The sequence below is a fragment of the Paraburkholderia sp. BR10954 genome (assembly GCF_040965775.1).
Taxonomy (GTDB): Bacteria; Pseudomonadota; Gammaproteobacteria; order Burkholderiales; family Burkholderiaceae; genus Paraburkholderia; species Paraburkholderia youngii.
Map to the genome: position 1 here is coordinate 65,800 of NZ_JBFRCK010000029.1, position 22,042 is coordinate 87,841.

Consider the following 22,042-nt stretch of genomic DNA (forward strand, 5'->3'; position numbering starts at 1 on the left):
TTTCCCGCTTCCCGCTCGCGTCTTCGACGCGCATGCCGCGCGCCGTCAGCGCGGCGCGCGATAGGCCGGAAACGACACCCGCACCGCCAGCCCCTGGCCCCCGATTCCCGCGCCTAGCTGCAGACTCGCGCCGAAATGCTCGGCGATCCGCGCAACGATCGACAACCCCAGCCCGCTGCCGGTCGCCTGATTGCCGGTCGCGCGGAAAAAGCGGTTCGTGAGGCGCGCGAGATCGTCTGGCTCGACGCCGGGACCGTCGTCGCGCACGCTCAGTTGCACGTGCTCGTCGGCATGGCGCACCGCGACTTCGATATTGCCCCCGGTACGTCCATACTTGATCGCGTTGTCGAGCAGATTGTCGAGCAGGATGCCGATCAGCACCGGCTCCGCATCGATCTCGGCGAGCATGTCGCCGACCAGCATCACGTTGATGTGCTTTTGCTGCGCATTACGCCGGTTCGCGAGCAGCGTATCTCTCGCGATCGCGGCCGGCTTCACCGGCTCGGTGGGCAGCTTCTCCTGCACGTCGAGCCGCGCGAGCAGCAGCAACTGCTCGGCGAGCCGGGCGCTGCGATCGACGCCTTGCACGACGCGCTCCATCGCGAGCCGCTGCAGCCCGATGTCGGGCTCCGCGAGCGCAACCTGCGCCTGCACCTTGATCGCGGCGAGCGGCGTCTTCAGTTCGTGCGCGGCATCGGCGGTGAAGGCGCGCTCGAGTTCGAGCGCATGCTGCAGACGCGCGAGCATCTGGTTGATCGCATCGACGAGCGGGCGCACCTCGAGCGGCGTGCGGCCGATGCCGACCGGTTCCATGCGGTTGATGTCGCGAGAACTGAGCGCGGCCGATAGCACCTTCAGCGGCGCGAGGCTCCAGCCGATGCTGAACCACACGAGCACCGCGAGCACCGGCAGCGCGATCAGCGTGGGCCGTGCGATGCGGCTCGCGATTTCGCTCACCAGGTCGCTGCGGGTATTGGCCGGCTCGAACACGCGCACGCTGTGACCGAGCACGGTCTCGCGCAACGTGAACGAGTGATAGAGCTCGCCGACCAGCATCACGTCTTGCGAGCCGCTCGCCGGCGGCAACGGCAAATCCCACGCGGCCAGCGCGTGCAGTTGCGGGCTGCCTGCCAGCACGACGCCGTCGGCCGAGCGCACCTGGAAAAGCGCATCGCGCGGCAGGGTGTCGTCGTCATCGTAGTTGTTCGCGCCGGCTTCGCCGTTTCGCTCTTCTTCGCGCAGGTCGATGCGCGCATTCGCGAGCGTCATCAGATTGGCCGAATCGAGCAGCGCGAGCATCTGCGCGAGTTCGGCGAGGCGGGCTTGCTCCCATAGGCCGACTTCGCGCGTCGCCTGCCGGTAGCTCGACACGAGCGCGCCGCCCCAGACGAGCGCGATGCTCGCCAGCACCAGCAGCACGAGGCGCCGCCGGATCGACGGACCGATCATTCTTTCTCCATCACATAGCCGATGTTGCGCACGGTCTTGATCAGATTTGCGCCGAGCTTCTTGCGCAGATTCGACACATGCACCTCGATCGCATTGCTTTCGATTTCTTCCTGCCAGCCGTACAGGCTTTCTTCGAGCCGCGAGCGCGACTGCGGAATGCCGAGATTGGTCAGCAGTTGCAGCAGAATCGCCCATTCGCGCGATGTAAGCGGCACGCGCGCTTCGTCGATCTGCACTGTTTGCGCGGCCGGATTCACTGTCAGATTCTGGTAACGAATCAGATCGATACTGCGACCTTGTGCGCGGCGCAACAGCGCGCGACACCGCGCGACCAGCTCGGTGAGATCGAACGGCTTGCCGAGATAGTCGTCGGCGCCCGCTTCGAGACCGCCGACGCGATCGACGACCGTGCCTTTCGCGGTCAACACGAGCACCGGCACGTCATTGCCGGCGTCGCGCATGCGTTTGAGCAGCTCCGTGCCGCTCACGCGTGGCAGGCCGAGGTCGAGTACCACCAATGCATATTGAGTCGTGTCGAGCGCGAGGCCGGCCTTGTGGCCGTCGCGTGCCCAGTCGACCGTGAAGCCGGCCTGGCGAAGGCCCGCTTCCACACCGCAGCCGATGAGCTCGTCGTCTTCTACGAGGAGTAAGCGCATGAGGCAAATATTCCATGTGAGGATTTATTGCATAACGTCCTGCATTTTTATGCAAGCGGCATTGATGCGTCTATACGAACAATCCGCCGGTGTTTCAAAGTGTAACCACGCCGTTCGTTAGCCGCTTTATGCCATGCGTATGCTTAAGGTTTCCTTCAGCTTGAATCGATACCATCGACGCGCTATAAAATGGTCGTCGCAGATCGTGATGCATGTGCGAGACCAGGTTCGTCAGGCCATCGCAACCTGATCGTAAGGACTTCGATGGAGCGACGCGCGAGGCATTCTTTATGCTGGTCGATAGCGTCAATGGACGGTATCGACGAGTCCCGCCCAATGCCAGCATCCGGTCAGGCTGCAAGGCCCCGCACGAGGCACGTTATGAAGCGAGTCACCATCGACATGCTACGAGCCCATTTGCTAGTTGCGTCTCTGACCGCCGCCGGCACCGAAGCGCTGCTGTGCATCGCGCTGGCTGTACTGCCGGTCTCTGACGCTTTTTTCGCTTCAGCATCGTTCAGGCTGTTCGCGCTCGCGCTGATCATCGGCGGCGTGGTGATTGCGCGCGAATTCTCCGAGGTCGCCTTCGAGCTCGCGGTGCGGCGCGACTACGCGATTCGCGCGGCTCGCGGCGCATGGCCCGCCGTGATCTCAGCGAACTGTCCACGCCGGTGGCTCGTCGTGCTTCATCTCCGGCTAACGGGGCAACCGTTCGTGCTGGCCGAGCACTGACGGATACGGACGACACACGATGGCGGCCCACGCGTTGATTGCATGTCAATGGCTTCTGTTGGCCGGCTGCGTTAGCGCTTCGATCTACACGGTAGCCGCCGCGCTCGCCATGCCATTTTTCACCGCGCGGCATAAATCGAACCATCATGGCGGCAGGGCGGTCAATGGCGCGTACGGCGGTTCGCTAGTGGGTTCGTCCGATGGACCAGGCGGGCCGTTCGCGCAGGTCGGTGTCAGCGTGCTGAAGCCGCTGTGCGGCGCCGAGCCGCGTCTCTACGAGAATCTCCGGACCTTCTGCGAGCAGCGGCATGAGCATTTTCAGCTGGTGCTGGGCGTGTCGTCGCCGCACGATCCCGCCATCGCGGTGGTGCGCCGCTTGCAGGCCGCCTATCCCAAGTGCGACATCGAGCTCGCGATCGACACACGCGTACACGGCAGCAATCTGAAAGTCAGCAACCTGATCAACATGGCCGCACGCGCTCGCCACGACGTGATCGTGATCGCCGACAGCGACATCGCGGTCGACTCCGACTATCTCGACAGCGTCGCCGCGCCGCTCGCGGACCCAAGCGTCGGCGTGGTCACGTGCCTGTACGTCGCGCGCGGCGTCGGCGGCTTCTGGCCGCGCGTCGGTGCGCTGTTCATCAACGAGTGGTTCGCGCCGTCGGTGCGGGTCGCCCATGCGATGGGCTCGCGCCGCTTCGGTTTCGGCGCGACCCTCGCGTTGCGGCGCGCGACGCTGGAGCGCATCGGCGGCTTCGAGGCGCTGAAAAACTGCCTCGCCGACGACTACTGGCTCGCCGAGCACGTGCGCGCTCTCGGTCTGCAAACGGTGCTGTCGCGGGTGATGGTCGCCACCGACGTGATCGAGCCGACCTTCGCGGCGCTGTGGCAGCGCGAAACGCGCTGGCTGCGCACGATCCGCTCGGTCAATCCGCCGGGTTTCGTGTCGCTGCTGATCACATTCCCCACACCGTGGCTGTTGACGAGCGCAGGGCTGACCGTGTCGCTCGCAACCTGTGCTCACGCGCCGTTCGCGGCGGTGGTCGCGAGCGCGTCGGCGACCGCGCTCTGCGTTGGTGCGCGCCTGCTGCTGCATTTGCGTGCGGCGCGCCGTGCGCGCACATTCTGGCGCGATCTGCCGCTGGTGCCGTTGCGCGATACGCTGCTCGCGCTCCAGTGGCTCGTCAGCGCGTTCGGTTCGCACGTCGTGTGGCGCGGCGAGCGCATGCGGCTCGGCACGCCGTCCGCCGAGCGCAGCGGCCGGCTGGACAGCCTCACGTGATAGCGCGCGGCAAACCGGCCCAGCCGCGCGGACTGATCATCACCGCCGACGATTTCGGCCTGCATCAGCGCGTCAATTTCGCGGTCGAGCGCGCGCACCGCAACGGTGTGCTGCGCGCGGCGAGTCTGATGGTCGGCGCGCCGGCCGCCGAAGACGCGGTTGCGCGCGCGCATACGCTGCCGGAACTGCGCGTGGGCCTGCATCTGGTGCTGGCCGACGGCGCCGCGCTGGCGCCGCGCGAGCAGGTCGCCGCGCTGCTCGACGAGAACGGCCGCTTCGGCAGCAACATGGTGCGTGACGGCGTGCGCTTCTTCTTTCTGCCGCAGGTGCGTCGGCAACTCGCCTACGAAATCCGCGCGCAATTCGAAGCCTTCGCCGCGACCGGCCTCAGGCTCGACCACGTGAACACGCACAAGCATTTCCATCTGCATCCGACCGTGCTCGGCCTGATCCTCGACATCGGCCGCGACTACGGCATGAAGGCGATGCGTCTGCCGTTCGAAGCGAACGCGCCGCTGTGGCTGCGGCCGTGGGTCGCGCACGTGAAGACGCGGCTCGAGCGCGCGGGGATCGCGCACAACGACTACGTGGTCGGCATTGCGGCGAGCGGGCGCATGGACGAGGCGAGCTGGCTCGCCGCGCTCGCGAATCTGCCGCATGGCGTCGGCGAAATCTATTGTCATCCGGCGCTGGCCGGTGACGCGCTAAGCGAGGGCATGCACGACTACCGGCATGCCGACGAGTTGCAGGCGCTGTTGTCGCCAAAGGTGGCCGCCGCGATCCGCGCGCTCGGCGCGCGAGTCGGCGGGTTCGCGGATGTGCTTGCGTAGCGTCATGCTTCGCGAAACGCGGAAAACCCGGGCCGCGCTCACACCGGCTGCTTTTTCATCAATAGCTTCAGCAACGCCGGCAGCAGCAACAGCACGAGCGGCAACTGCACGATCAGTCCGGAAATGATCGCGATCGCGAGCGGTTGCTGCATCGCCGAGCCTTGCCCCAGCGCGAACGCGAGCGGCAACAGCGCGAGGATCGCGGCGATCGTCGTCATCGCGATCGGCCGCAGACGATTGCGGCCGGCGGCCTGCAACGCGTCGTCGAACGGCATTTCGTCGTCGCGCACCAGCGCCTGCAATTCGGATACGTAAAAGATGGCAACTTCCGTCACGATGCCGATGATCATCGTCATGCCCATCATCGCCGAGATATTCAACTCGATGCCGGTGATCCAAAGGCCGATGAACACCGCGCCGGCAGCGAAGAGCGGCATTGCCAGCACCGCGAGCGCGACGCGCAGGCGTTCGTACAGGAACAGCAGCAGGCCGAACACCAGCGCGATCGCGGCACCGAACACGGTCAGCAGACCCTTGAAGGCGATCTGCTGCTGCTGGTACAAACCGCCGAGCTCGTAATAGACGCCCGAGGGCAGCAGGTTCGCGTCGCCGAGCGCCTTCTGCACGTCGGCGATCGTCGAGCCGAGATCGCGCCCGTCGATGCGCGCGGTGACCGCGACCATCCGCTTCAGATTCGAACGGCTGATTTCCGGTTGACCCGTGACGGTCACACGATCGGCGACGCGCTTCAACGCGAACAGATGCCCGTCAGGCGCGCGGATCTGTAACTGCCCCAGTTGCGTATCGGTCATCTGGCGCGCGCCATTCACGCGCACGCGCACGCCGACCGTTTTCGGGCCGCTCTGGAACTGCGTCGCGACATTGCCTTCGAGCATGTCGGTGACGGCCTGCGCGATCGCCTGCGGGTCCATGCCTTCGGCCGCGGCCGCGGCGGGCAGGATGTGCAGCTCGATCGCGTCGCCGGCCGGGTTGATGCCGTCGTTCACGTCGACGATGCCCTGGATCTGGCCGATGCGCGCGGCGACCTTGCGCGCGGTGGTGTCGAGCGTGTGCGGATCGTCGGAGAAGATCTTGATCTGCACCGGCTGCGGCACCGCGGTCAGATCGCCGATCAGGTCTTCCATCAGCTGCGCGAGCTCGATACTGACGCCCGGCACCTGGGTTTCGATCTGCGAGCGGATTTCCTCCATCACGGTGTCGATCGGCTCGCGCTTGCCGGACTTGAGCCGCACGAAGAAGTCGCCCTTGTTCGGCTCGTTCAGATCGCCGCCGAGGCCCGCGCCGGTGCGGCGCGAGTAGGTCGCGACGTTCGGATTCGCGCGCACGATCTGCTCGATCTGCTTCATCAGCCGGTCCGTTTCGGTGATCGACGTGCCCGGTTGCGTGTGATAGTCGAGCACGAAGCCGCCTTCGTCCATGCTCGGCATGAAGCCGCTGCCGACGCGGGTGAATGCGAACGCCGCGACGACGATCAACGGCACGACGCCGAGCAGCACGAGCGGCGGCCGTGCGATCACGCGGCCGATCGTCACCGCATAGCGCCGGTTCAGCCATGCGGCGAAACGGGTTTCCTGGTGCTCCTCGGCGTCTTTGGGCTTGAGCCAGTGGTCGCACAGGATCGGCACCGCGAGCCACGTGACGAGGAACGAAATGAACAGCGCACTCGCCATCGTCAGCGACAGCGCCTTGAAAAAGGCTCCCGTCACACCCGACAGAAACGCGAGCGGCACGAAGATGATCAGCGTTGCCGCCGACGAACCCGCGAGCGGCCGTGTGAATTCGAGCGCCGCGGCCATCACGCGGCCATGGAACGCGCGCGCGCCGGCTTCACGCATGCGCCGCACGATATGCTCGATCATCACGATCGCGTCGTCGATCACGAGGCCGACCGCGGCCGCCATACCGCCCAGCGTCATGATGTTGAAGCCCATGCCGAACACGTCGAGCAGCAGGATCGTCGCGGCCATCACGACCGGCACCAGCGCGACCGCGATCGCGGTGATCTTCCAGTTGCGCAGGAAGAAGAACAGCGTCAACGCCGCGAGCACGATGCCGATCATGATCGCGTCGCGCACGCTGGTGGCCGACGCGATCACGAGTTCGCTCTGGTCGTACCAGTTCGACAGATGCACGCCCGCGGGCATCTGCGGCTGGAACGCGGCAATCTTCGCGCGGATCGCGCGTGCCATCGCGACGCTGTTGGCGCCGGGCTGCTGGTACACGTTCAGGAGCACCGCATCCTGACCATCGGCGGTGACGCGCATCCATTGCGGCACGACGCCCTGGCGCACCATCGCGACGTCGCCGAGACGGATCTGCGCGCCGTTCGCATTGCCGTTGGCGGCCACGACCACGTTGCGCAGTTCGTCGAGCTGCGTGATCGTCGAGTTGGTGACGACGAGGTACAGCTTGTCGTGATCCTCGATGCGGCCGTTCGCCATCAGCACGTTGCTCGCGCCGATCGCCTTCGATACATCGGCGAGCGACAGCTTGTACGCGGCGAGGCGGGCGGGATCGACCGCGACCTCGAACTCGTCCTCGGCGCCGCCGGTCACCTCGACGCGCGCGACGCCTTCGACCGACGACAGCAGCGGCCGCATCTGGAACTGCGCGAGATCGCGCAGCGCGGACAGCGACTGCTGCTTCGACGTGAGGCTGTACGCGAGCACCGGAAACACGGTCGGGTCCATGCGCCGCACCTGCATCGTCGTGCCGGGCGGCAGCGTCGCGAGAATTTCGCTGATCGCCGATTGAGCCTGCAGCGTCGCCTGCGCCATGTCGGTGCCCCAGTCGAAGTTCAGCGAGATCTCCGCGGCGCCACGGCTCGTCGTCGAGTTGACGTCGCGCACGTTCGGCACGCGCCGCAGCGCTTCTTCGACCGGCATCGTGACGAGCGTGGTCATCTGCTCGGCGGGGCGGTCGCCCGCGTCGAGCGATACGACCGCGCGCGGAAACGCGACGTTCGGAAACAGCGAGATCGGCAGACGGAACGCGCTTAACACGCCGGCAATCGCGAGCAACGCGATGACGAACAGCAGCGAGCGGCGATGCGTCTGCATCCATTGGCCGAAGTTCATCGCGCGCCATCTCCCGCGGCGCGGACCGCCATGCCGTCTTTCAGCTCGTAGTTGCCGCTCGTCACGACGCCGAGCATGGGGTCGAGCGGGCCATCGACGCCGTAGCGCTCGCCGTTTTCGATCGCGATGCTCACTGCGACGCGATGCGCCTTGTTTTGCGGCGTGATCTGGAACACGTACGCATGCTGCCCATCCCGCAGCACGGCCGCGCGCGGCACGATCCAATGCGTGCCCGTGCGGGTCGCGATGTCGCCAGAAACGCGTGTGCCGGGGATGAACGGCGTCTGCGCGAGCGGTACCGTCGCGCCGATGTTGACCAGTTGCGATTGCGGATCGATCGCGGCACCGACGAGCACCACACGGCCTTCGATCGACGTCTGCGCGAGTGCCGCGGACAGGCCGTGCAGCGTAACGGCATCGCCGGGATGGATCGCTGCGGCGTCGGTGGGCTCGACGCCGAGCGTCACGTTTGCGCGCGCATCACGGCTCGCGCCACTCGCGAGTTGCAGAATCGCCGCGCCAGCCTGCACCTGGTCGCCCTGTGCCGCCGACAGCTGCAGCACCACGCCGTCGAACGGGGCGGTCACGACCTTGTTGCCGCTCGCGATGCCGCTCTGAGTCTGCGCGGCGAGCGCTTCGCGCGCATCGTCGACGGCCTTGCTCGCGCTCGCGAGCTGCGATTGCGTCGCGAGACCTTGGTCGAACAGCGACCGGGTCCGCGCGAGTTCGCCTTGCGCGAGCGTCAGCGCGCTTCTCGCCTGAGTGGCGGCAAGCACCGCGGCAGGATCGGCCTGGACGACGAACAGTGGCGTGCCGCGCTTGACGGTCTCGCCCGCCTGCACGCGCATCTGTGCGATACGCGACACATAGGGCAGGTTGATCGTCGTCAGGTTCGACGCGGTGGTCGCGACGATCCCGAAGCCGCGCACCGGCTGCGCGATCGCGGCGCGCTGCACGTGCACGGTCTGCACCGCGACCGACGGTTGAGTTTCGCTGGCGGGGTTGTCGTCCGCACGAACCGGATGGACTACTGCGTACAGCAGGACCGCGCAAACCAGCGGCGCGGCGACGGCCGCAACACGCGGCCATCCGTACCGCGATGGAAACAGGCTATTTCGCATGAGTGTCGATGAAAGTTTGAGCGGGAGTGAAAGCGTCGGGAATCGCGCTGCCGAGCAGCGCCTGCAAGCCGACGCGTTGTTCGTCGAGCGCTTCGCGCAGCGTCGCGACGTCGATGCGTTTCGCGAGCGCGGCGCTTTGCGCGTCGGTGTACGCGCCGAGCGCGAGGTTGTGTTCGGCGTAGGCCGCCGCGGCTTCGCGCGCGGAGCGCTCGACGCCGGGTAATGCAGCTTCGGTCTGCTGCAACTGCCGCGCGAGAATCGCGCTGTCCTCGCGCAGCCGGGCGACGTCCGCATACGCCTCGTTCAGTCGGGTCTGGTACTCGTCGCGAAGCCGCTGACGGGTCGCTTTTTCGATCGCGACATTGCCCTGATTGCGGTTGAAGATCGGCAGACTCAGGTTGATCTGAAAGCCGCTCGTGTAGATGTTCGAGGTGTCGCGCGCCCGCACGAAACCGACCGACAGACTCGGGAACTGGCTCAGAATCGCCGCGCGGTATTTCTGCTCCTGCGCTTCGTAGCCGGCCTGTAGCGCGATCAGGTCGGGGCGGCGGTGCGCGAGCTCGGCGAGCGCTGAGTCGAGCGTGGCGTCGGAAAGCGGTGCGACTTCGTCGTCGTGGCCTGTCTGCAACTGCAATTGCACGTCGGGCGCGAGACCCAGCAGAGCGTTCAGATCGTGATGGGTTTGCGCGGCCGCGCGCTCGGCGTCCGTGTACTGCTTGCGCGCGTCGCTGTAAGCGATGAGCGCGGCGGTGAGCGTATCGTCGGTCAGATTGCCGTCCGCGCGCGCCGCGGCCATGCGCTCGTAACGGGTGCGCGCGAGTTCGCGTTGCTGTTGCAACAGCGGCAGCGTGCGCTGCTGAAAGCAGCTCTTCACGAACAGCTGCCGCGCCTGCGCGACCACCTGCCATTCCTGCCACAGAAGGCCGAGATCGGTCTTCGCCAGCGTCGCGTCGGCGGACTGTTTGTTCGCGCTGCGCAGCACGATCGCCATCACGTCGATGCTGAGGCCATAATTGAACGCGCGCGTGGTGCCGGCCGCGCCGGGATAGTCGCTCGACACGCTCAGTTGCGGATCGGGCAGCAGACCCGCCGAATAAGCCTGCGCGCGGGCGATGCCGAGATCGTCGCGGGCCAGCTTCAGATCGGGGTTGTTGGCGACCGCGAGCATCGCGACTTCGTCGATGTCGAGCCCGTCGGCGGGATCGAACCGATGCGTGGCCAACTCGGGCAGCGGCATGCTCGCGGGATCGATGCGGACCCGTTCGAGCGATCGCGCGGACGTCGAGGTGACCTGCGGCGCGAGCGGTTCGCGGTGATAGCTCGCGCAGCCGCTCATCAGCAGCGCGCATAACGGCACCAGCGCGCGCCGACGCAGCGCCGTCACGGGATGGAAATCAGGCAAAATCCGGCTCCTGCGAATCATCGGAAGGGGCGAGCGACTCGCGAACGAGGCCTCGCAATGGGAGCCAATTTTCCGCAGCGCGCGCTTAAGACAGGCTTAACGTCGAATCGCGTGACCCGAGCCGCTCGAAATCGGCGGCGTCATCAGTACCCCGTAAGGGTTCGTTAAGCTGCCGGGGCCGATAATGCGGCGGCTAAAACCGCAGCAAGGAGGGGAGAGACCATGCGCCTGCTATTGGTCGAAGACGACGACATGATCGCGGAATCGGTGCTGGGCGCGATGCGCCGCGCCGGCTACGCGATCGACTGGGCCGAGGACGGCCGCGCGGCGGAACTGTCGCTCGACAACGGCGTGTACGACCTCGTACTGCTCGACCTCGGCCTGCCGAAAAAAGACGGCATCGACGTGCTGAACGCGTATCGCCGCAACGGCGGCGCGGCGCCGGTCATCATCCTGACCGCGCGCGACGCGATCGACGAACGCATCCGCGGTCTCGACGCCGGCGCCGACGACTACCTGATCAAGCCGTTCGATCTCGACGAACTGGCCGCGCGCATTCGCGCGCTGCTGCGCCGGCGCACCGGCCAGAAGCAGCCGGTCTACAGCCACGGCGAACTGACGCTCGACCCCGCCGCGCATGAAGTGACCAAGGACGGCGTGCCGCTGCCGCTGGTGCCGCGAGAATTCGCGCTGCTGCAGGCGCTGATCGAGGAGCCGACCCGCGTGTTCACCAAGGCCGAGCTCGAAGAAAAGCTGTACGGCTGGGGCGAAGAAGTCGGCAGCAACACGATCGAAGTGCATGTGCACAGTCTGCGGCGCAAGATCGGCGCGGACCAGGTCGTGACCGTGCGCGGGGTCGGCTACCGACTGAAGAGGTGCGGATGACGTCGATTCGCCGCTGGCTGCTCGGCTGGCTGATCTTCGGCATGGCGGCGACCTCGTTGGTCGCGGCTTTCGCGATCTTCCATACCGCACGGCGCGAGGCGAGCGAGCTGTTCGACTACGAACTGCGCACGGTCGCGCTGTCGCTGCCGTCGTCGCTGAGCGGCGCGGGCCTGCGCGAGCGTCGCGCCCCCGACCTCGGCGATCTGGCCGACGACCGCATCGTCATCGAGATCTGGGACCAGAGCGGCACGCTCGTCTATCACTCCGCGCAGACGCCGATGTTCGAGCGTCTGGCGCCGGGCTTCCACACGGTGCCGCGCGGCGAGTACCACTGGCGCGTCTTCGGCGTCGCGCAGCCAGACCGCTACGTGCAGGTCGCGCAGCCCGTATCGGTGCGCGAGGATCTCGCGCTGCATCTTGCGCTGCACACGCTGTGGCCGCTCGGCGTGCTGCTGCCGGTGACGATCGCGCTGGTGCTGCTGGTGGTCGCGCGCGGGCTCGCGCCGATCGGCGGGCTGTCGCGCGCGCTCGCGACGCGTTCGATCGATTCGCTCGAACCGCTGCGGCTCGACGGCAACATGCCGGTCGAAATCCGGCCGCTCGTCGAAGCGCTGAACGATCTGCTGCAACGGCTGCATACGGCGTCGCAGGCGCAGCGCACGTTCATCGCCGATGCCGCGCACGAGCTGCGCTCGCCGCTCGCGGCGCTGAAGCTGCAACTGCAGGCGGCGTCGCGCGATGGCTCGCTGAGGGGCGAGGGGCAGACGCTCGAGCGTGTCGAAAATCGGGTGAACCGGATCATCCACCTCGTGCAGCAATTGCTGACGCTGGCGCGCGAAGACGCGCAGCCGGTCACGTCGACGGTGCCGGTCAGCCTGCGCCGCATCGGCGAGCAGGCGGTCAGCGATTGTTCCGTGCTCGCGGAGCTGCGCGAGATCGATCTGGGCCTCGAATGCGAACAGGCGCGCACACCGAACGACGCCTACACGGTGCTCGCCGAGCCGCACAGTATCAGCGTGTTGTTGGGGAATCTGATCAACAACGCGATTCGTCATACGCCGCGGGGCGGCCGTGTCGACGTGGTGCTGCGGCGCACGGGCGAGCGGGTTGGCTTCGAGGTCGTCGACAGCGGCTCGGGGATTCCGGAGGCGGAGCTCGAACGCGTGTTCGACCGTTTCTATCGCGGCGAGGAGTCGAAGGGCGAGGGCAGCGGGCTCGGTCTCGCGATCGTCGCGCGGATCGCCGAGCGGCATCAGCTCGGGCTGTCGCTGCGCAACAATGTCGGCGCGCCGGGCTTGCGGGTGTCGGTCACCGGGCTGCACGCGGCCGCCGCCGATGCGCCCGTCACGGCCGCGAATTAACGATCGTCATTGCGGCTAGCGGTTGTCACAAGCATATAGGCGCACGCTGCTACAATCTCATTTTTACAGATCGACAGATTGGTTGTGCACTATGGGTTTCGAACAACTCGCTGAACTGAAGAAGCAACTGGCCGCGGCGCGAGCCGCCGCCGAGGGCGCCGGCAAGCCCGATCGCAAATCGGCTGCGCGCCCCGCTTCGAAGTCCGCTGGCAACCCCGCTTCAAATCCTGGGGCACATCGTGGCTCTAACGCCGAGCGTGGCGCCAATCCGGGCACGAAGTCCGGTGGCCGGCCCGGCGGAAAGCCGGCCGCGAAGGCCGGTGGTCGGCCGGACGGCAAGCCGGGCACGCGACCCGGCCGCCCGCAGCCGCGCCACGCCGCACCCGAGGGCGCCGCGCCCGCCAGGCCGGCGGCGGTGGACGCCAAGCCGGTGGACCCGGTGGTGCGCTCGATCGGTCGTCTGCAAAAGCGTTTCCCGATCGCTTTCCCAAAGAATCCGGCCCCGAAGCTGCCGCTGAAGATCGGCGTTTTCGAAGATCTCGTCGTGCATGCGAAGGAGCTGTCGCTGACCGAAGCCGAGCTGCGCGACGCGATCAAGACGTGGTGCCGTGGCGGGCGCTACTGGAAGAGCCTCGTCGAAGGCGCCGCGCGCGTCGATCTGGCGGGTGTCGAAGCCGGCAAGGTTACGGCGCAGGAAGCGGCCGGTGCGCAGCGCCTGCTCGCGCATCGTGCGGCGAAGGGCGCGCAGAAGGCCGCCGCGGCGACGGCAAGCGCGAGTGCTCCGACCGATGCCGGTACACCGTCACCGTCCGGGAAGGCGACCGCCGACGAGCCGCAGGCCGAAGCAGTCGTAGCGGCAGTCGCGGAACAGGCGGTTCCGCAAGCGGATGCCGCTGCTGCAACGCCGGAAGCGGTAGCACCGAATGCCGCCGGCAGCGCGGACACCCAGGCGCAAACCAGCGCCCAACACGAGACGCAAGCTTCCACTCCCTCCCAGGCCTAAGCCTGGCATAACCCGTCGCGGCCTCGCTCACGAGGCCATGACGTGCGGCGCAGCCGTCAGCCGGCTGCGCACGAATCCCACATGCTCCCGCAGCACATAAAACGCATCCGCATACGCTAGCGGCATACGCAGGTGGTTCAGCGCCGCCTCGATCTCGTCCAGTTGTCCCAGTAGCTGTGTGCGCTCCTCGTCGGTTGCGCCGGCGAGCGCGTGCCGCTCGATCGCAATCAGCGAACCGTAATAGCGATAGATGCGCGAGCGCACCCGCCACCGGTACAGCGCCGGAATCACCCGCATCGCGGGCAACAGCAGCACGGCGACCGGCAACAGCAGGACCAGCGTGCGATCGCCGATGCTCGCGAGCCAGAACGGCAGCGTCCGATACAAAAAGCCCTTGCCGGTCCGGTAATAGCGCTGCGCATCCTCGCTGATCCGGTATTCGTGCTCGACCGGTGTCGGGAACTGGCCGGCGTGCTGCAACAGGCCCGCGGCGCCATGTACTTCCTGCGCCGCCTCGATCAGCAGATCCGAGATCGCCGGATGCAGCGTGCTGCGCGCGACGAGTTCGACCGTCGGACTGATCAGATGCACGGTCTCGGGCGGGATGCGCCGCTTCAGGTCGAGCACGCCGGGCGGCAGGTCGATCTGGTCGAGAAACGGAAACACGCGCGTATAGGCGCTGGCTTCGTCGAAATTCATCACCGAAATGCCGGGTACGCGCAACAGCCGCAGCATCAGGCCGCGCGTCGCCGAGTCGCCGCTCAGAAGCGCCGCGTCGACCTCGCCGGCGACTAGCTGCGTGGCGGCCTGCAGACCGTCGCTCGGCACCAGCGTCGTCGCGCCGCCTGGCTCGATGCCGTTCGCCGCGAGCAGTTGCAGCGCGAGCAGCCGCGTGCCGCTGCCTTTGCGGCCGACCGCGATCCGCTTGCCTTCTAGCTGCGCCAGTTGCGTGAGCGCCGCGCCACGATAGAACACGACGATCGGCACATAGAACACGCTGCCGAGCGACACCAGCGACGACGTATCCAGCCCCTGGGCCACCCCGCCTTGCACGAACGCGATATCGACTTGCTGCTTCGGGTCCAGCAGCCGCTGCAGGTTCTGCACGGACCCATCGGATTCGAGCACGTTCAGGCGGATGCCGTTGCGCGCGAGGATCTTGCGGTACTGGTTCGCAGTGACGACGAACGAGCTGTCGCGCGGGCCGGCGCTGATCGTGATCGTGCGCGGCGGCGCCGGATTGGCGATCCAGACGATCAGCACGATCGCGAACGCGATCAGCAGCGCCGTGATGAAGTAGGGCAGCAGGTGCTCGCGCCATTCGGCGCGCGTAAGTTCGGCGGAAAAGTGCGGAGGACGCGGACGTTGCGCTTTCATGAATACTCCGTGCTTGAAGCCGGGAGCAGGCATTGTCGCCTGTGCGCGGTGGCTTTGCCGTAGCGGTTCGTTCTATCGACCGGGCGCGCGGCGCTCGACGGAGCCTGCAGTCCGCGGCCGGAGAATAGCGCGTACATGGCATAATTTGCCGCAAATCGCGGTCTGGCAGTAGTGGACTTCACAACTCGCGGAGTGTCGCTGGGCGCATGTTGAATCGTCGGTATCGGAAGATCGGCAGCTGGCTGGGATCGCTCGCGATCCTGCTGGCGACGCTCGCGCCGACGATCTCGCAGACGCTCTCCGCCCATCGCCATGCCGACGCGATGATGGGTGAGCATTGCCAGATGGCGTCGATGGACGACATGGCGTCGATGCCGGGCATGCGGATGCAGGACGACACGCCCGAGCTCACCCAGGCCATCGCCAACCCGCCAGACAACACCGACGACACCGGCAATCCCACGGACAAGCACGCGCAGATGTCCGGCGATGCCTGCGGCTATTGCAGCCTGCTCGCGCATCTGCCGGTGATGCCGAGCGTCGGCATGCTGTTCGTCGCCGCGGTCCGCGCGCGCCAGCACACGGCCGTGACGCGCGATAACAGCGTGCGCCGTGTCGAACCGCTGACCTTCGCGCAGCCCCGCGCCCCGCCTTCCGCTTCCTGATCCGAATCCTTACGACGCGATGCGCCTACGAGCATCGCGCTTGCTCGCGCGCGTCCGTTCGACGGCGCGCGCCGGCCTCGTCATCACCGAACAGACAGGATGCACTCATGCACACATCAGCAACGCGCGGTGGCCGTCCGCCGCGCGCGGCGCCGCTCATCGCGGCCGCCACCTATGTCGCCTACACCGCTTACGCCGCGTGCGGCGTCGTAGGCCTGATCACCGCGCCGTCCATCGCGCAGGCGCACGCGATCGCCGGCAACCGCGTCTTCCCGGCGACGCTCGCGGTCGACGACCCCGGCGTCGGCGACGAAGCCAACCTCGAGTACGGCCATCAGCGCGTGCCTGACGACAACGGCGACCAAAGCATCAACACGTTCAGCTTCGAGTACGACAAGCTGATCACGCCGCGTCTGGCCGTGTCGATCGACGGCGCGTACGTGCTCCAGAACAACCCGCGCGCGGCCGGCTTCAACAACTTCGGCGTCGGCCTCAAGTACCTGCTGTACGTGAACGAGCCGCACGAGCTGATGACGTCGATCGGCGTCACTGCGGAGCTCGGCGGCACTGGCAGTCGAGCGATCGCCGACAACTTCTCGACGATCTCGCCGACCGTCTACATCGGCAAGGGCATGGGCGATCTGCCCGATTCGCTCGCGTATCTGCGCCCGGTCGCGATCACGGCCGAGGCGGCCACCGCGCTCACCACCGGCGCGGGTCAGCCGAACGCGTTCATCTACGGCTTCACCGTGCAGTACAGCCTGCCGTATCTGCAGCAGCACGTGCACGACGCGGGTCTGCCGCAGCCGTTCTCGAACCTGATCCCGCTCGTCGAGGTCCCGCTGTCGCGCAGCCAGGGGCAGACGACCGGCACGGTCAATCCGGGCTTTATCTGGATCAATCGCTACGGACAGTTCGGCGTCGAGGCACAGATTCCGATCAACCGTGCGAGCGGTTCGCACGTCGGCATTCTGGTGCAGGCGCATGTGTTCTTCGACGATATTGCGCCGACTACGCTCGGCAAGCCGCTCTTTCCATGAGTAGTGCAGGAGAAAAACGATGATGAACAGCTTCGACTATCACGCAATGCGCCTGGCGGCACTGATCGCCGGTGTGACGTTCGCGAGCGCGGCACTCGCGCATGTGTTTCCGCAGAAGCAGGAGCCGGGCGCGGGCGCATCGGTGGCCGCGCCCGCGCAGGTCAAGGTGACCTTCGACGGGCCGCTCGAACCGGCGTTCAGCTCGCTGAGCGTCACCGATGCGAGCGGCAAGCAGGTCGGCACGCAGAAGTCATCGGTGGATGCGCGGCAACCCGCGGTGATGACGCTGCCGCTGCCGACGCTTGCGGCCGGACACTACACCGTGCATTGGGTCGCGGTGGCGTCGGACGGGCATCGAACGCATGGGGACTATGGCTTCGATGTGAAGTAGGGCGGTACGATGCGCCGTGCTCGCGCAGGCGGCGCTCAAACCCGCTTGAACAACTGCCGCGCGAGCGAGCACATCAGCATCGTCGCGGGCGATTCGTCCTGCAGGCGCCGGCTCATGATGATCGGCGACGCGGCGCTTGCCGACGGAATCGGCCGGTACGCGACGCCGTGCGCGCGCAAGCCCTCGACGCTCTCCGGCACGAGACACACGCCGACCTGCGCGGCGACCAGACCGAGCGCGGTCTGCAACTCGCGCACTTCGTGAATCGCCTTCGGCTCCAGCGCCTGATCGTGCATCGCCGAGATCTGCTGGTCCGCGTAGCTCGGCCGCGGCGTGCTTGGATAGACGATCAGCGTTTCCTCGGCGAGCGCGGCGAGCGTCAGCGGCTTCTTTTGCCGTGCGAGCGGATGGTCCTGCGGCAACGCCGCGATCATCCGTTCCTCGACCAGCACTTCGCGCGCGAGTTGCGCATCATCGAAGCGCAGGCGGCCGAAGCCGACGTCGATGCGGCCGCCTTTGAGCGCGGCCAACTGCTCGAGTGTGAACATCTCGATCAGCGATAGCTCGATATGCGGCGCGGCCTCGCGAAACGAGCGTATCACCGCGGGCAGCGCGCCATACAGCGTAGACGGCACGAAGCCGATCACGATGCGCTCCGCGAGTTGTGCGAGCCGGCGCGTGAGCGGCGCGAGCTCGTCGGCTTCATCGATCAGACGTTTCGCCTGGGTGTAGAAAATGCGGCCGGCTTCGGTGAGCCGCAACGGTCGCGAGCCGCGCTCGAACAGCGGCAGACCGACGTCTTCCTCGATCTGCTGGATCTGCCGCGACAGCGGCGGTTGCGTCATATGCAGACGATTGGCCGCCCGCGTGATGTTCATCTCCTCGGCGACCGCGATGAAGTAGCGAAGTTGGCGAAATTCCATGCATGCCTCAGAGGTATGATGCGTCGGCGATCGGGTTGGTGTTGGAATGCCGCGCGCTGAATGTCCGTTTACGGCTCTGTGCTCCCGCAGGAGCGCTCCGCGGCAACGAATGATAGCAACAGCACCGTCAAACCCTATCTGTCTGCTCGGCCTCGACGTTCAATCAATACCGCGCGCATTCGTTTAAATGACGTTGAGGCAGCAGATAGCGGAGGAGGGAGATCATGTGGTCCATTATTCTCGATACGCTCGGTGCGCTCGCGGTGCTCGCGAGCGTGGCGGCGCAGATCGCGCTGCTGCGCAAGCATTGAATAAAAAGCGCAGTGAATAAAGCGCTTTCGGTGTGTAGGGCCTGATCGTGGCGTCTACTCGTAGGAGTCTCATGCATCGATCTGGTACGAGATGCACCGCGAACCAGATCAGCGCGTATTTGCCCGAAATCTTCGTGAGCCCCGCGTAAAGATATCCAACGAAATCCGCTTCGAATCGATTGTTCGTCGGAAGCGGCGTGTCAATTCGCCTCGAGCCGCTTTATCCGAGCTCACGCGATGCCTAAATTTACGACCTGTGACAGCGCCACTGCATTTCCAGCTTTCAGCGGCGTGGACCTCGTGACTTCTCGCGAGGCATGCCGGCGCGAACCATTGAAAGGACACGATGATGAGCAAGCTCACAGGCAAGGTAGCGGTTGTAACGGGTGCATCGAAAGGCATCGGTGCGGCGATTGCGAAGGCATTGGCGGCGCAAGGCGCGTCGGTCGTGGTGAACTATGCGTCGAGCCGCGCGGGCGCCGACAAGGTGGTCGCCGATATCACCGCGGCGGGCGGCAAGGCGGTCGCGGTTGGCGGCGACGTGTCGAAGGCCGCGGACGCGAAGGGCATCATCGATGCGGCGATCGAAACTTATGGCCGGCTCGACGTTCTCGTCAACAACTCGGGTGTCTACGAATTCGCGACGCTCGAAGAGATCAGTGAAGCGCATTTTCATAAGCACTTCGATGTGAATGTGCTGGGTCTGCTGCTGGTGACGCAGGCGGCGGCCAAACATCTGGGCGAAGGCGGCAGCATCGTCAACGTGAGCTCGGTCGTGACCCGCATCACACCGGCGACCACCGCGGTCTACACGGCGACCAAGGGCGCGGTCGATGCGATCACCGGCGTGCTCGCGAAGGAACTCGGTCCGCGCAAGATCCGCGTGAATTCGGTGAATCCGGGCGTGGTCGAAACCGAAGGCGCGCACACCGCCGGCGTGATGGGCTCGGAGTTCGAAACGTGGGCGATCAGCACGACGCCGCTCGGCCGTATCGGCCAACCCGACGATATCGCCGATGTCGTCACGTTCCTGGCTTCGGACGACGCGCGCTGGTTGACGGGCGAGAGCCTGATCGCGAGCGGCGGCTCGCGCTGACTCTGACGGGTTGTCAACGCTTCTGGCAACCCGCTCTTCAAATTGAGCGCGATAACGGATGGCGCGGGCCGGTAGCACAACGGCCGCGCCGCCTGTTGCAGCGACGGCGCGCGAGCTACGCGCGTTGAACCTCGCCGACCGAGACCTCGGTTTCCGCTCCCGGCAATTCCACCGCAAAAAAAGCGTCGAGCAGATTCGAACCCGGCCGCTCGGCGAGCCGCGTCAGCGATTCGATCATCTGCACGCGGCAGTCGACGAGCGGCACCATCCGGATGCGCCGCGACTCGTTGAACTCGGCGCGCGCAATCACGCCGACCCCGATTCCCTGCGCGACCGCTTCCTCGAGCGCCTCGCGGCCATCCACGTACATGACCGGCTCGACCTGCAGCGACTCGCGCACGAGCTCGATTTCGAGCAGTTGTTGGGTGACCGATTGCGGTTCGCGGAAGATCATCGGCTGTTCGACGAGCTCCGCGTAGCTGAGGCGGCGCTTCTTCGCGGCCGCATAGCTGGCCGGCACCATCGCGACCAGCGGATCGCGCCGCAACACGCGCGACCGCAGGCGGCTATGCACTTGCGGCGCGGCCGTGATGGCCGCGTCGACCGCACTCGACAGCACGCGCTGCATGCACTCGGCCGCATTGGCGATCGACAGCGTGACGACGATGCCCGGATGCCGCTGGCGAAACGCGCCGATCAGCGCGACGGCGAGATCGGGCGCATCGGCCGCGAGCGATAGCGAACCCGACTCCAGCCCGCCCGCCGATTCGAGCAACTGACGCGCATCACGCTCGCAGCTGAGCATATGCCGCGTCACGCTGAACAGGCGCAGCCCGAGTTCGGTCGTCTCCACGCCGCGCGGCCCGCGCTCGAACAGCTTGACGCCGTAATCCTGTTCGAGGCGCCGCACATGGTCCGACACCGCCGGCTGCGTCAACGATAACGCCTGTGCCGCTTTAGAAAAGCCGCCATGTTCAGCGACCGCATGAAACGCCCGCAATTGCGCGTACTGCACGTGTGCCTCGCCGACCGATAAGTTTTAACGATACTGCCATCGATTATATCGATTTTACCGATGGACGGCGTTTCTATATCGTGTGAGGTATCGACATAGCGATATCGGAGTACCCGACATGGAAAGCGCGATCGGCGGTTCGGCGGCGGCATTGAGCGTTGCGGCCGCGGCAACATCGGTCACCGGTGGCACGACATCCTGCGCGGCGCCGGCTGGCGGCGAGCCATACCTGTTGACACCGGGTCCGCTGACCACGGCATTCTCGACGAAACAGGCGATGCTGCGCGACTGGGGCTCATGGGACGGCGACTTCCGCGCGATGACCGCTCAGTTGCGCGCGAGCCTGCTCGAAATCGCCGGCGACACCGCCGGGGAGTACGACTGCGTGCCGCTGCAGGGCAGCGGCAGCTACTGCGTCGAAGCGATGCTCGGCAGCCTGATTCCGCGCGACGGCCATGCGCTCGTGCTCGCGAACGGCGCGTACGGCAAGCGCGCGGCGACCACGCTCGGCTACCTCGGCCGTGTCTGCACGCTGCTCGACAAGGGCGACTACCTGCCGCCGCGCGGCGTCGAAGTCGAGCGCATGCTGGCCGCCGATCGGTCGATCACGCACGTAGTCGCGATCCATTGCGAAACGAGTTCCGGCATCCTAAATCCGCTCGAAGAGATTGCGGCCGCGGTCGCGAAGCATGGCCGCAAGCTGCTGATCGATTCGATGAGCGCCTTCGGCGCGGTGCCGCTCGACGTGCGGCAGATCGCGTGCGAGGCGTTCGTGTCGTCGGCGAACAAGTGCATCGAGGGCGTACCGGGTTTCGGCTTCGTGATCGCGCGCAAGAGCGCGCTCTCCGAAGCGAAGGGCCGCAGCCATTCGCTCGCGCTCGATCTCTACGATCAATGGGACGTGATGAATCGGACGGGCCAGTGGCGCTTCACGCCGCCCACGCATACGGTGGCTGCGTTCCTCGAGGCGCTGCGGCTGTTCAGGCTCGAAGGCGGGCAGCCCGCGCGGCTCGCGCGCTACGCGAACAATCGCGACGTGCTGGTGGCCGGCATGCACGAGCTCGGCTTCGAGCCATTGCTCAGCGCGCACTGGCGCTCGCCGATCATCGTGACGTTTTTCTCGCCCGCGCATCCGTCGTTCGAATTCGCGCGCTTCTATGAACTGATGAAGGAGCAGGGCTTCATCATCTATCCAGGCAAGCTGACGGTGGTCGACAGTTTCCGCATCGGCTGCATCGGCCAGGTCGACGAGCAGGTGATGCGTCGCGTGGTCGAGGCCTGCGCGCAAGCGCTGCGCATGATGGGCGTCACGCACGCGGCGCCGCCGCCCGCCGCGCTCGACGAACGCAAGGCGCTCGCACAGGCGGCCTGAGCCGCGACGGCAAACCCAATACATTCGAAT

Annotated in this window: 19 protein-coding genes; 11 read left to right on the forward strand and 8 right to left on the reverse strand. The window is 66.3% G+C overall.

Annotated elements, in window-relative coordinates; genetic code table 11:
* Window positions 1–45 precede the first annotated feature (45 nt).
* Together AB4Y34_RS30915 and AB4Y34_RS30920 are read right to left on the reverse strand one after the other, a co-directional pair.
* Complete coding sequence (locus AB4Y34_RS30915; protein WP_176384819.1) at window positions 46–1,449, reverse strand: ATP-binding protein; 1,404 nt, start codon at window positions 1,447–1,449, stop codon at window positions 46–48.
* Window positions 1,446–2,105, reverse strand: coding sequence for a response regulator (locus tag AB4Y34_RS30920; RefSeq protein ID WP_176125991.1), 660 nt, complete (start codon window positions 2,103–2,105; stop codon window positions 1,446–1,448). The genes AB4Y34_RS30915 and AB4Y34_RS30920 overlap by 4 nt, the downstream gene beginning before the upstream one ends.
* Window positions 2,106–2,486: 381 nt before the next feature.
* Here AB4Y34_RS30920 and AB4Y34_RS30925 point away from each other — a divergent pair, with 381 nt between their 5' ends.
* From AB4Y34_RS30925 to hpnK, 3 genes are read left to right on the forward strand one after another with little or no spacing between them, the layout of a single operon-like run.
* Window positions 2,487–2,837 carry a hypothetical protein gene (locus tag AB4Y34_RS30925; protein ID WP_368718154.1) on the forward strand — a complete coding sequence of 117 codons (351 nt, stop codon included), beginning with the start codon at window positions 2,487–2,489 and terminating at the stop codon, window positions 2,835–2,837.
* A gap of 19 nt (window positions 2,838–2,856) precedes the next feature.
* Window positions 2,857–4,122: a bacteriohopanetetrol glucosamine biosynthesis glycosyltransferase HpnI gene (hpnI, locus tag AB4Y34_RS30930; protein ID WP_368595020.1), complete on the forward strand. Its 1,266-nt coding sequence runs from the start codon at window positions 2,857–2,859 to the stop codon at window positions 4,120–4,122.
* Complete coding sequence (gene hpnK, locus AB4Y34_RS30935) at window positions 4,119–4,952, forward strand: hopanoid biosynthesis-associated protein HpnK (protein WP_176384813.1); 834 nt, start codon at window positions 4,119–4,121, stop codon at window positions 4,950–4,952. Before hpnI ends, hpnK begins: the two co-directional genes overlap by 4 nt.
* A gap of 38 nt (window positions 4,953–4,990) precedes the next feature.
* Here hpnK and AB4Y34_RS30940 read toward each other — a convergent pair whose 3' ends face one another.
* The 3 genes from AB4Y34_RS30940 to AB4Y34_RS30950 are packed head-to-tail and all read right to left on the reverse strand — an operon-like array spanning window position 4,991 to window position 10,573.
* Window positions 4,991–8,050, reverse strand: coding sequence for an efflux RND transporter permease subunit (locus AB4Y34_RS30940; RefSeq protein WP_368718155.1), 3,060 nt, complete (start codon window positions 8,048–8,050; stop codon window positions 4,991–4,993).
* A complete protein-coding gene (locus AB4Y34_RS30945) occupies window positions 8,047–9,171 on the reverse strand; it encodes an efflux RND transporter periplasmic adaptor subunit (RefSeq protein WP_176384811.1) in 1,125 nt (374 codons plus the stop codon). Before AB4Y34_RS30945 ends, AB4Y34_RS30940 begins: the two co-directional genes overlap by 4 nt.
* A complete protein-coding gene (locus AB4Y34_RS30950; RefSeq protein ID WP_368718156.1) occupies window positions 9,161–10,573 on the reverse strand; it encodes a TolC family protein in 1,413 nt (470 codons plus the stop codon). The genes AB4Y34_RS30945 and AB4Y34_RS30950 overlap by 11 nt, the downstream gene beginning before the upstream one ends.
* A 222-nt stretch (window positions 10,574–10,795) precedes the next feature.
* Between AB4Y34_RS30950 and AB4Y34_RS30955 the strand changes: the two genes are divergently transcribed.
* From AB4Y34_RS30955 to AB4Y34_RS30965, 3 genes are all read left to right on the forward strand, one after another.
* A complete protein-coding gene (locus tag AB4Y34_RS30955; protein WP_018434619.1) occupies window positions 10,796–11,458 on the forward strand; it encodes a response regulator in 663 nt (220 codons plus the stop codon).
* A complete protein-coding gene (locus tag AB4Y34_RS30960) occupies window positions 11,455–12,819 on the forward strand; it encodes an ATP-binding protein (RefSeq protein ID WP_176384808.1) in 1,365 nt (454 codons plus the stop codon). The genes AB4Y34_RS30955 and AB4Y34_RS30960 overlap by 4 nt, the downstream gene beginning before the upstream one ends.
* Window positions 12,820–12,910: 91 nt before the next feature.
* Window positions 12,911–13,822: a ProQ/FINO family protein gene (locus tag AB4Y34_RS30965; RefSeq protein ID WP_368718157.1), complete on the forward strand. Its 912-nt coding sequence runs from the start codon at window positions 12,911–12,913 to the stop codon at window positions 13,820–13,822.
* A gap of 27 nt (window positions 13,823–13,849) precedes the next feature.
* Here AB4Y34_RS30965 and AB4Y34_RS30970 read toward each other — a convergent pair whose 3' ends face one another.
* Window positions 13,850–15,199: a TAXI family TRAP transporter solute-binding subunit gene (locus tag AB4Y34_RS30970; RefSeq protein WP_368595013.1), complete on the reverse strand. Its 1,350-nt coding sequence runs from the start codon at window positions 15,197–15,199 to the stop codon at window positions 13,850–13,852.
* A gap of 206 nt (window positions 15,200–15,405) precedes the next feature.
* Here AB4Y34_RS30970 and AB4Y34_RS30975 point away from each other — a divergent pair, with 206 nt between their 5' ends.
* From AB4Y34_RS30975 to AB4Y34_RS30985, 3 genes are all read left to right on the forward strand, one after another.
* Window positions 15,406–15,864 (forward strand): DUF2946 domain-containing protein, encoded by a 459-nt coding sequence (locus tag AB4Y34_RS30975; protein WP_368718158.1) that lies wholly within the window; start codon window positions 15,406–15,408, stop codon window positions 15,862–15,864.
* Window positions 15,865–15,971: 107 nt separating this feature from the next.
* On the forward strand, window positions 15,972–16,904 hold the full coding sequence (locus tag AB4Y34_RS30980; RefSeq protein WP_368718159.1) for a hypothetical protein: 933 nt from the start codon (window positions 15,972–15,974) through the stop codon (window positions 16,902–16,904).
* 19 nt (window positions 16,905–16,923) lie between these two features.
* Window positions 16,924–17,295, forward strand: coding sequence for a copper resistance protein CopC (locus AB4Y34_RS30985; protein WP_176384803.1), 372 nt, complete (start codon window positions 16,924–16,926; stop codon window positions 17,293–17,295).
* A gap of 35 nt (window positions 17,296–17,330) precedes the next feature.
* Here AB4Y34_RS30985 and AB4Y34_RS30990 read toward each other — a convergent pair whose 3' ends face one another.
* On the reverse strand, window positions 17,331–18,218 hold the full coding sequence (locus AB4Y34_RS30990; RefSeq protein WP_176108421.1) for a LysR family transcriptional regulator: 888 nt from the start codon (window positions 18,216–18,218) through the stop codon (window positions 17,331–17,333).
* Window positions 18,219–18,878: 660 nt separating this feature from the next.
* Here AB4Y34_RS30990 and AB4Y34_RS30995 point away from each other — a divergent pair.
* A complete protein-coding gene (locus AB4Y34_RS30995) occupies window positions 18,879–19,625 on the forward strand; it encodes a glucose 1-dehydrogenase (RefSeq protein WP_176384802.1) in 747 nt (248 codons plus the stop codon).
* 115 nt (window positions 19,626–19,740) lie between these two features.
* Here AB4Y34_RS30995 and AB4Y34_RS31000 read toward each other — a convergent pair whose 3' ends face one another.
* Complete coding sequence (locus AB4Y34_RS31000; RefSeq protein ID WP_176108423.1) at window positions 19,741–20,640, reverse strand: LysR substrate-binding domain-containing protein; 900 nt, start codon at window positions 20,638–20,640, stop codon at window positions 19,741–19,743.
* Window positions 20,641–20,758: 118 nt separating this feature from the next.
* Here AB4Y34_RS31000 and AB4Y34_RS31005 point away from each other — a divergent pair, with 118 nt between their 5' ends.
* Window positions 20,759–22,012, forward strand: a complete 1,254-nt coding sequence (locus tag AB4Y34_RS31005; RefSeq protein WP_217910563.1) for a 2-aminoethylphosphonate--pyruvate transaminase — start codon at window positions 20,759–20,761, stop codon at window positions 22,010–22,012.
* The last annotated feature ends 30 nt before the right edge of the window (window positions 22,013–22,042 follow it).

Excerpts from the sequence above, each read along its gene's own strand:
- AB4Y34_RS30915 (WP_176384819.1), bottom strand. The coding sequence starts at position 1,449 with ATGATCGGTCCGTCGATCCGGCGGCGCCTCGTGCTGCTGGTGCTGGCG.
- AB4Y34_RS30920 (WP_176125991.1), bottom strand. The coding sequence starts at position 2,105 with ATGCGCTTACTCCTCGTAGAAGACGACGAGCTCATCGGCTGCGGTGTG.
- AB4Y34_RS30925 (WP_368718154.1), top strand. The coding sequence starts at position 2,487 with ATGAAGCGAGTCACCATCGACATGCTACGAGCCCATTTGCTAGTTGCG.
- hpnI (WP_368595020.1), top strand. The coding sequence starts at position 2,857 with ATGGCGGCCCACGCGTTGATTGCATGTCAATGGCTTCTGTTGGCCGGC.
- AB4Y34_RS30940 (WP_368718155.1), bottom strand. The coding sequence starts at position 8,050 with ATGAACTTCGGCCAATGGATGCAGACGCATCGCCGCTCGCTGCTGTTC.
- AB4Y34_RS30945 (WP_176384811.1), bottom strand. The coding sequence starts at position 9,171 with ATGCGAAATAGCCTGTTTCCATCGCGGTACGGATGGCCGCGTGTTGCG.
- AB4Y34_RS30955 (WP_018434619.1), top strand. The coding sequence starts at position 10,796 with ATGCGCCTGCTATTGGTCGAAGACGACGACATGATCGCGGAATCGGTG.
- AB4Y34_RS30960 (WP_176384808.1), top strand. The coding sequence starts at position 11,455 with ATGACGTCGATTCGCCGCTGGCTGCTCGGCTGGCTGATCTTCGGCATG.
- AB4Y34_RS30965 (WP_368718157.1), top strand. The coding sequence starts at position 12,911 with ATGGGTTTCGAACAACTCGCTGAACTGAAGAAGCAACTGGCCGCGGCG.
- AB4Y34_RS30970 (WP_368595013.1), bottom strand. The coding sequence starts at position 15,199 with ATGAAAGCGCAACGTCCGCGTCCTCCGCACTTTTCCGCCGAACTTACG.
- AB4Y34_RS30975 (WP_368718158.1), top strand. The coding sequence starts at position 15,406 with ATGTTGAATCGTCGGTATCGGAAGATCGGCAGCTGGCTGGGATCGCTC.
- AB4Y34_RS30980 (WP_368718159.1), top strand. The coding sequence starts at position 15,972 with ATGCACACATCAGCAACGCGCGGTGGCCGTCCGCCGCGCGCGGCGCCG.
- AB4Y34_RS30985 (WP_176384803.1), top strand. The coding sequence starts at position 16,924 with ATGATGAACAGCTTCGACTATCACGCAATGCGCCTGGCGGCACTGATC.
- AB4Y34_RS30990 (WP_176108421.1), bottom strand. The coding sequence starts at position 18,218 with ATGGAATTTCGCCAACTTCGCTACTTCATCGCGGTCGCCGAGGAGATG.
- AB4Y34_RS30995 (WP_176384802.1), top strand. The coding sequence starts at position 18,879 with ATGAGCAAGCTCACAGGCAAGGTAGCGGTTGTAACGGGTGCATCGAAA.
- AB4Y34_RS31005 (WP_217910563.1), top strand. The coding sequence starts at position 20,759 with ATGGAAAGCGCGATCGGCGGTTCGGCGGCGGCATTGAGCGTTGCGGCC.